Genomic DNA, 7,730 nt, shown 5'->3' on the forward strand with positions numbered 1-7,730 from the left:
TTATTGTTGTGTCAGCCAGCCCAGCCCTTCCCGGGTGCCGGCTCTGGGGTTGTACTCGCAGCCTATCCAGTCGTGGTAGCCCGCCTGCGCCAGCACCTTGAACAGGTGGGGGTAGGCGATCTCCCCCTCGTCAGGCTCGTGGCGATCCGGCACCGAGGCGATCTGGACGTGGCCGATGGCCGGGCCCAGCTTGCCGATGAGACGGGTGAGATCCCCGTCCATGATCTGGGCGTGATAGAGGTCGAGCTGCACCCCCACGTTGGGTCTGTCTATCTCCTGCACCAGGGCCAGGGCGTCGAGCTGGTGGGCCAGGAAGTAGCCGGGGACATCCCGATCGTTGAGCGGCTCGAGCAGTACCTTGATGCCGTCTTCGGCCAGGAAGTCGGCGGCGAAGCGGATGTTGTCGATCAGGGTCTGGCGGTGGGCCGAGAGGCTATGGGCTGGGTCCACGATGCCGCTCATGGCGTGTACCTTGGTGCAGCCGAGCGCCAGGGCATAGTCACGCACGCTTGGCAGGTGGGCGCGAAACTCCGCTTCCCGCCCCGGGATGGCGGCCATGCCGCGCTCACCCGCGCCCCAGTTGCCCGGCGGCATGTTGAACAGGGCCTGGGAGAGCCCCTGCTCGCGCAAGCGGCGGCCCAGCTCTGCGGCCGGCCACTCGTAGGGGAAGAGGAACTCCACCGCCTCGAAGCCTGCGTCGCGGGCGGCGGCGAAGCGCTCCAGAAACGGCACCTCGGTAAACAGCATGGTGAGATTGGCGGCAAACTTGCTCATGGTTTCATCCTCCTCAATTCATCAATTTCGGGTTCGCTCAGGTAGCGGATGGAGTGGCCATGAAGCATCAGTGCCAGGCGTGCCGTCTCCTCCAGCTCTTCCATGTTGTTGACCGCATCCACCAGATCCTTGCCCGTCACCACGGGGCCGTGGTTGGCCAGCAGGAAGGCGTTGCCTTCGGGGGCGCGGCGCCCCAGCTCCTCGGCGATGCGGGCATCCCCCGGTTTGTAGTAGGGGATGAGCGGCAACTGGCCGACCCGCATCACGTAGTAGGGGGTGAAGGGGCGGATGACGTTGGCCGGATCCAGCCCCTCCAGACAGGAGAGGGCGGTCAGGTGGGTGCAGTGCAGGTGCACCACGGCCCGGCAGTCCGGATTGTTGTGGTAGATGGCGAGGTGGAAGGCCACCTCCTTGGAGGGGCGATCTCCCCCCAGGTGTTCCCCCTGCAGGTTGACGTGGGAGAGCCTGTCGGCGCTCAGACGTCCCAGACAGGAGCCGGTCGGGGTGGCGATCAGGGTGCCGTCCGGCAGCAGGGCGGAGAGGTTGCCGGCGCCCCCGGTGGCATAACCGCGCTGGAAGAGGGAGGCCCCCAGCATCACCATGGTGTCGCGCAGTGCCTGTTCAGTCATGGAAGTACTCCTGAGCCTTGTCGAAGAAGTCGTCGCTCCCGAAATTGCCGGATTTGAGGGCCAGCGAGAGGGGGGCGTCGATGGCCCGCACCCAGGGCACACCGGGGGCGATCTGCGGGCCTATGTGGAACGCCTTGACGCCGAGAGCCTGGGTGACCCGGCTCGAGGTCTCGCCACCGGCGATGATGAAGCGGTCCACGCCGGCGCCTTGCAGCAGTTGGGCGAGGCGGGCAAAGCAGTGTTCCACCGCGTCGCTGGCCGCCTGCTGGCCGTGGGTTTCCTGAATGCGGGCCAGCTCCACCGGGCTGGTGGTGGCGTAGACCAGCGGCGCCGGGGTACGGGGCTGGTCCAGTACCCAGCGCGCCAGCTCGGCCGGGTAGTCGGCATCCTCGAGGCAGCGCACCACATCCAGCGCCAGGGCAGGGGCGTGCTGGCGATAGCGGGCCACCTGACGGTTGGTCATCTCTGAGCAGGAGCCCGACAGCACCGCGGCGCGGGTGCCTCTGGGCCAGCCCGCTTCGCGGGCACCCTGCTGATCGCCGCTGCCAAGCTGACGGGCCAGGCCGATGGCGAGGCCGGATCCGCCGGTCACCAGGGGCATGTCGAGGGCGGCGGTGGCGATGTCCAGCAGGTGCTGCTCGGTCAGGGTGTCGACCACGGCGTAGCGCACACCCGCTTGCGTTAGCTGCTCAAAGGCGTCGGCAATGGCGCCGGGACCCTGTGCGATGGTATTGAACGGTACCAGACCGGCGCGGCCCTGGGCCTGCCCCTCCATCAGCCGCAGCAGGTTGCTGTCGGTCATGGGGGTGATGGGGTGATGGCGCATGCCGGACTCGGCCAGCGGCTGGGTGCCGACGAAGAGGTTGCCCTGATAGACGGTGCGACCGTTCACCGGCAGGGCCGGACAGATCAGGGTAAAGCTCTGGCCAAGCGCCGCCAGCAGGGCGTCGGTGACGGGGCCTATATTGCCCGCTGCCGTGCTGTCGAAGGTGGAGCAGTATTTCTGGTAGATGCGCGGGCAGCCGCGGGCCTTGAGCCAGTCGAGGGCCGCCAGGGAGTCGCGCACCGCTTCGTCCGCGGGGCAGGAGCGGCTCTTGAGGCTGATCACCACGGCATCGACCGGGGGCAGATCCCCGTCATGCTCCGGCACGCCGGCGAGTTGCAGGGTGGAGAGGCCGTTCTCCACCAGGAAACCGGCGATGTCGGTGGCGCCGGTGAAGTCGTCTGCGATGACACCGAGTTTCATGCTTGATCCTCCTGACCCGGCAGCTGGATGCCGGAGAAGATCTTGATGACGGCGCTGTCATCTTCCTGGCCGTACCCTGCGTTGCTGGCGCCGAGGAACATGTTCAGCGCCGTGCTCGCGAGCGGCAGCGGGAAGCGCAGCGCCTTGGCGGTGTCGGCCACCAGGGTGAGATCCTTGACGAAGATGTCCACTGCGGAGCGGGCCTGGTAGTCACCGGCCAGCACCCGGGGCATGCGGTTTTCAAACATCCAGGAGTTGCCGGCGGCATGGGTCACCACGTCATACATGAGATCCAGGGACACGCCTGCCCGGCTGGCCAGGGCCATGGCCTCGGCGGCCACCGCGATGTGCACCCCGGCCAGCAGCTGGTGGATGATCTTGACCGTGCTGCCCTGGCCCGGCTCGCTGCCGACCCGGTAGACCTTGCCGGCCACCGCATCCAGCACCGGGGCCAGCTTGTCGAAGGCGGCGTCGGAGCCTGCGGCCATCACCGTCATCTCGCCGGCATCGGCCTTGATGGCACCACCGGAAACCGGCGCATCCAGCATCGGCAACCCCATCAGCGCCAGCTCGGCGGCCAGGGCGCTCGCCTCTTCGGCAGCGATGGTGGAAGAGACCATGATGGCGGTGCCCGGTTTGAGGTGGCGAGCCAGCCCCGCTTCGCCGAGCAGGATGCGGCGCACCTGGGTGGCGTTGACCACCAGCAACAGCACGGCATCGAGCGTCTCGGCCAGGGGCCTGGCATCGGCCATGACGGCGGCGGCACCGGCCTGCTGCAACTGGCTGCGGGCCTGCTCGCTGAGATCGATGCCATAGGTGGTGAGCCCGGCCCGCAGGCAGGAGCGGGCGGCGCCCATGCCCATGGCGCCCAGGCCGATGACCGCAACATGATAGGGAGTGCTCATCTCGTGATTCCTCGATTACGACTGATGAGCCGATAGTAGAGGCTTGCGGCGGTGAAATATCAGGCGCATGTCACAAAAAGTAACTCAATGTGTGTTAATTTTTGTTATTTGTGCGGGTTGAGATTCTTCTGAGTCAAATTTTGGCGTTTTTATTGTGAATAAATGTGATTTGTGAGCCCGTTTCAGGTTATTTATCATTTTTTCCCAGGTCGCTGGGGTAGAATGGCACCTTCCTTTTCCCGAGGCGCGAGGCAAGATGATTCCCGTAGAGCGACAGCAACGTATCCTGCAACTGCTGGCAGAGCGCGGCGTGGTCAGCATAGTGGAGCTGACCGACTGGCTGCAGGTCTCCCACATGACCATCAGGCGCGACATCCAGAAGCTGGAGGAGCAGGGGAGGGTACTCTCTGTCTCCGGCGGGGTCAGCCTCTCCCAGCGGATCAAGAGCGAGCCCTCACACGCCGCCAAGCGCAGCCTGATGCAGGGGGCCAAGCTGGCCATTGCGCGGCTCGCCGCCGCCCAGGTGAGCGAGGGGAGCACCGTCTATCTGGATGCCGGTACCACCTCCCTGGAGCTGGCCCGGGAGCTGGCGCTTCGGGAAGACTTGATGATAGTGACCAACGACTTCATGGTCTGCGCCTACCTCATCGAGCACGGCCGCTGCCGCCTCTATCACACCGGGGGGCAGGTCATTCGCGAGAACCAGTCCTGTGCCGGGGAGGCCACCGCCCACTTCCTGCGCAACCTCCATCTGGACATCGCCTTCCTGTCAGCCTCCTCCTGGGACAGTCAGGGGATCTCCACCCCGAGCGAACAGAAGGTGCCGGTGAAGCGAGCCGTGGTGGAGTCGGCGGCGACGCGCATCCTCATCTGCGATTCGTCCAAATATGGCAAGGTGGGGACCTTCAACGTGGTGAGCTGGGATGCGATCGATCAGGTGATCACCGACGAGCAACTGCCCCAGAGCGCCCGCGAGGCGCTGGCACAGCACGGGGTCAGGGTGACCATGGCGCCGCTGGCCAGTCTGGTGGCCAGCGCCGAACAGGGGTAAGGAAAGGGGCGACAGGGGGCGAATCACAGCGCCGCCTGACCGGGATCAGCGACCCTCTGCGGCCGGTGCATCCGTCAGCTTGGCGGAGCCCTGGATCACCTCCCCCGCCTTCTCGATGTCCCGTCCCATCCCGTGGATGGTGTTGCAGCCCAGCAACCAGAGGCTGGTGCACAGCACCAGCAGCATGCGATTCGTCTTCATCCTTGCTCCTTTCATGCTATGGGGTCAGTTTGAGCAGGCGCCCCTGGCCTGAATCCGTCAACAGGTAGAGGGCGCCGTCGGGGCCCTCCTTGACGGTACGGATCCGCTCCCCCAGATCGGTCAGCAGCCGCTCTGCCGACACTATCTTGTCTCCGTCGAGGTGCAGGCGCAACAAGGCCTGACCGCGCAGGGCGCCGACCAGCAGATCCCCCTGCCACTCCCTGAACAGGTTCCCCTGATAAAAGGCCATGCCCGAGGGGGCGATGGAGGGCACCCAGATCCAGCGCGGTGCCGTCATGCCCGGCGCGCTCTGGCCCACGCCAATCTTGCCGCCCCCGTACTCCTCGCCAAAGGTCACTCTGGGCCAGCCGTAGTTGTGGCCTGGCAGGATGAGGTTGACCTCGTCCCCGCCCTGGGGACCGTGCTCGTGAGTCCAGAACTGCTGGCTGCCCGGACGCAGGGCCGCCCCCTGCATGTTGCGATGGCCCAGGCTCCAGATCTCCGGCAGGGCCCCCGGCGTCTTGACGAAGGGGTTGTCGGCGGGGACCCGGCCATCCTTGTGCAGGCGTACTGTCTTGCCGAGGTGGTTGTCCAGCGTCTGGGCCCGCTCCCGCTCGCTGTAGCGATCCCCCAGGGTGATGAAGAGATAGCCATCCTCCGTCAGCACCAGGCGGGAGCCGAAATGGGCGCCGCCGACCACCTTGGGCTCTTGGCGAAACAGCAGTTGCCAGTCGACGAGGGCCTCTTTTTGCAGCCGGGCCCGGGCCACGGCGGTGCCAGCCCCCCCGTCCCCCGGCTCGCTGTAGCTGAGATAGAGCCAGCCATCGCCGTCCAGGGCGAGATCGAGCAGGCCCCCCTGACCCGTGGCGGCGAGGGGCGGCAGGCCGGAGACCACATGGCGGGTGCCACCCGCGTCGATGCGCAGCAGGCGCCCAGGGCGCTCACTGATGAGGTAGCCGCCATCCGGCAGGAAGGCGAGCCCCCAGGGGTGGCGTAGCTCCCCCGCCACCGGGGTCAGGGTCAGCGCCCGCACCGGGAGCACCAGGCAGACAAGCAGCAGGGCAAACAGTCGCAACATGGGGGCCTCCTCGCTCGGCCAGACCTGAATGTCGCTGAAGTATAGGGGAGGCAAACGGGAAAACGTGAGCAACAACAAGCTATTGGGTGATACCGGCAGCGCCTGTTACCCCTTGGGGCAGGAAGGGAAAGGGGGTGAGCCAGGGCTCACCCCCCTCTGACTAGAAGAGGGCTGGCACGATGCGAAGCGGGTGATCCGATGGTTTGACTTTGCCTATCTTGCGCTTGGGCAGCTTCACCGGCTCGGCTGGCAGCGCCTCGTAGGGGATGTGCGCCAGCAGGTGGGAGATGATGTTGAGGCGCACCCGTTTCTTGTCCTCGGAGTGGGCCACGAACCAGGGGGCCCAGGCGGTGTCGGTGGCGATGAACATGGCATCCCGCGCCCGGGTGTAGTCATCCCAGCGATCGAAGGACTTGATGTCCATGGGGGAGAGCTTCCAGATCTTGCGGCCATCGTCGATGCGATCCCGCAGCCGCCGCTCCTGCTCTTGTGGAGTCACCTCCAGCCAGTACTTCAGCAGAATGATGCCAGAGTCCACCAGGGCTTTTTCCACCATGGGGGTGCCAGCCAGGAATTTGTCGCTCGCCTCCTCGCTGCAAAAACCCATGATGCGCTCCACCCCGGCCCGGTTGTACCAGCTGCGATCGAAGATGACGATCTCCCCCGCCGCCGGCAGATGGGGGATGTAGCGCTGGAAGTAGAGCTGGCTCTTCTCCCGCTCCGTGGGGGCAGGCAGTGCGACGACCCGAAAGACCCGGGGGCTGACCCGCTCGGTGATCGCCTTGATGGTGCCCCCCTTGCCGGCCCCGTCACGCCCCTCGAAGACGATGCAGACCTTGAGCCCCTTGTGCACCACCCACTGCTGCAGCCTGACCAGCTCCACGTGCAAGAGGCGCAGCGCCTTTTCGTATGCCTTGTTGCCAAGGGGCTTTTGCGCCTCGGCCACGACCGGTTCTTCCGTTCTGGATTTTCGTTTGCTGCCCATGATGTCCTTCTCTGTGTCTCGGCGAATGGAAGGCCGTCCTGCCGGACGGCGCCCTTCAAGGGTAGATGACGGTGTGCCGCCACCGGGAGTGGCAACTACAGGGGGATGGCCGGGATCATCTTTGGTGGGGCTCGCGGGGTTGTTGGTGGCAGTGAGACATTGAAGAGGGGGGGGCGGGACCTGGCCGCCATGGATGCAGGGGAAATGGCGCAGAAACGCACAAGGGGCTGGCATCATGACGATGCCAGCCCCTTGCTGTGTATGGTGTTCCCGACTGGAGTCGAACCAGTGGCCTGTCTGTAGTGGTCTAATCATCCCGGACACCGTTTTAGGTGGTACAGTCGCCACCATTATTTGAGGTGTTCAATGACAAGATTACGTCGCTCATTTACTGCCGAGTTCAAGCTGGAAGCCGCATCCCTGGTGCTCGACCAAGGCTATTCAGTCCCCGAAGCCAGCCGTTCACTGGATGTCGGCGAAACTGTGCTGCGTCGATGGGTTCAGCAACTTCAATCAGAACGAAGTGGCGCTACACCTGCTAACCGGGCGCTGACCCCTGAGCAGCAAAAAATTCAGGAGTTGGAAGCCCGCATCAACCGGCTTGAACGCGAAAAGGCCATTCTAAAAAAGGCTACTGCTCTCTTGATGGCGGACGAACTCGAACGTACGCGCTGATAGACCGATTAAGGGAGCAAGCCCCCACCACCCTGGTCTGTTGCGCTTTCGGTATACCAACCGCCTGTTTTTACGACTATCTGGCTCGCAGGCGCACAATTAACCGTGAGCGGGTGCAGCAGAGAAGTGAGTTACGGTGTTTGTTCAAAGAGAGTAGAGGCTCAGCTGGCAGCCGGGCCTTGATGT

8 protein-coding genes and 1 pseudogene are annotated in these 7,730 nt (G+C 65.0%); 2 read left to right on the forward strand and 7 right to left on the reverse strand.

Going from position 1 to position 7,730, the window contains the following annotated elements:
• The 4 genes from otnI to ltnD are packed head-to-tail and all read right to left on the reverse strand — an operon-like array spanning position 1 to position 3,554.
• The gene (otnI, locus tag ACVDHI_RS20425) at positions 1-774 is read right to left on the reverse strand and encodes a 2-oxo-tetronate isomerase (protein ID WP_042864307.1); all 774 of its coding nucleotides are present in this window, start codon (positions 772-774) and stop codon (positions 1-3) included.
• The gene (gene otnC / locus ACVDHI_RS20430; RefSeq protein ID WP_041214644.1) at positions 771-1,403 is read right to left on the reverse strand and encodes a 3-oxo-tetronate 4-phosphate decarboxylase; all 633 of its coding nucleotides are present in this window, start codon (positions 1,401-1,403) and stop codon (positions 771-773) included. Before otnC ends, otnI begins: the two co-directional genes overlap by 4 nt.
• On the reverse strand, positions 1,396-2,649 hold the full coding sequence (gene otnK, locus ACVDHI_RS20435) for a 3-oxo-tetronate kinase (RefSeq protein ID WP_447212466.1): 1,254 nt from the start codon (positions 2,647-2,649) through the stop codon (positions 1,396-1,398). Before otnK ends, otnC begins: the two co-directional genes overlap by 8 nt.
• A complete protein-coding gene (gene ltnD / locus ACVDHI_RS20440) occupies positions 2,646-3,554 on the reverse strand; it encodes an L-threonate dehydrogenase (protein WP_447212467.1) in 909 nt (302 codons plus the stop codon). The genes otnK and ltnD overlap by 4 nt, the downstream gene beginning before the upstream one ends.
• Before the next feature lie 256 nt (positions 3,555-3,810).
• On the opposite strand from ltnD, the gene ACVDHI_RS20445 reads away from it, so the two are divergent.
• Entirely contained in the window at positions 3,811-4,605 is a 795-nt protein-coding gene (locus ACVDHI_RS20445; RefSeq protein ID WP_010673300.1) for a DeoR/GlpR family DNA-binding transcription regulator, read from the forward strand.
• Between the two features lie 45 nt (positions 4,606-4,650).
• Here ACVDHI_RS20445 and ACVDHI_RS20450 read toward each other — a convergent pair whose 3' ends face one another.
• The 3 genes from ACVDHI_RS20450 to ppk2 all read right to left on the reverse strand — a co-directional run bounded on the left by ACVDHI_RS20450 (position 4,651) and on the right by ppk2 (position 6,869).
• Positions 4,651-4,806, reverse strand: coding sequence for an entericidin A/B family lipoprotein (locus tag ACVDHI_RS20450; RefSeq protein ID WP_010673301.1), 156 nt, complete (start codon positions 4,804-4,806; stop codon positions 4,651-4,653).
• Positions 4,807-4,822: 16 nt separating this feature from the next.
• Positions 4,823-5,884: a PQQ-dependent sugar dehydrogenase gene (locus ACVDHI_RS20455; protein WP_438413802.1), complete on the reverse strand. Its 1,062-nt coding sequence runs from the start codon at positions 5,882-5,884 to the stop codon at positions 4,823-4,825.
• A 160-nt stretch (positions 5,885-6,044) separates the two neighbouring features.
• Complete coding sequence (gene ppk2, locus ACVDHI_RS20460; protein WP_010673303.1) at positions 6,045-6,869, reverse strand: polyphosphate kinase 2; 825 nt, start codon at positions 6,867-6,869, stop codon at positions 6,045-6,047.
• Between the two features lie 366 nt (positions 6,870-7,235).
• Here ppk2 and ACVDHI_RS20465 point away from each other — a divergent pair.
• A pseudogene (locus tag ACVDHI_RS20465) lies at positions 7,236-7,730 on the forward strand (transposase); the annotation flags it as partial.

Source organism: Aeromonas sp. 25-248, assembly GCF_053005425.1.

Excerpts from the sequence above, each read along its gene's own strand:
- otnI (WP_042864307.1), bottom strand. The coding sequence starts at position 774 with ATGAGCAAGTTTGCCGCCAATCTCACCATGCTGTTTACCGAGGTGCCG.
- otnC (WP_041214644.1), bottom strand. The coding sequence starts at position 1,403 with ATGACTGAACAGGCACTGCGCGACACCATGGTGATGCTGGGGGCCTCC.
- otnK (WP_447212466.1), bottom strand. The coding sequence starts at position 2,649 with ATGAAACTCGGTGTCATCGCAGACGACTTCACCGGCGCCACCGACATC.
- ltnD (WP_447212467.1), bottom strand. The coding sequence starts at position 3,554 with ATGAGCACTCCCTATCATGTTGCGGTCATCGGCCTGGGCGCCATGGGC.
- ACVDHI_RS20445 (WP_010673300.1), top strand. The coding sequence starts at position 3,811 with ATGATTCCCGTAGAGCGACAGCAACGTATCCTGCAACTGCTGGCAGAG.
- ACVDHI_RS20450 (WP_010673301.1), bottom strand. The coding sequence starts at position 4,806 with ATGAAGACGAATCGCATGCTGCTGGTGCTGTGCACCAGCCTCTGGTTG.
- ACVDHI_RS20455 (WP_438413802.1), bottom strand. The coding sequence starts at position 5,884 with ATGTTGCGACTGTTTGCCCTGCTGCTTGTCTGCCTGGTGCTCCCGGTG.
- ppk2 (WP_010673303.1), bottom strand. The coding sequence starts at position 6,869 with ATGGGCAGCAAACGAAAATCCAGAACGGAAGAACCGGTCGTGGCCGAG.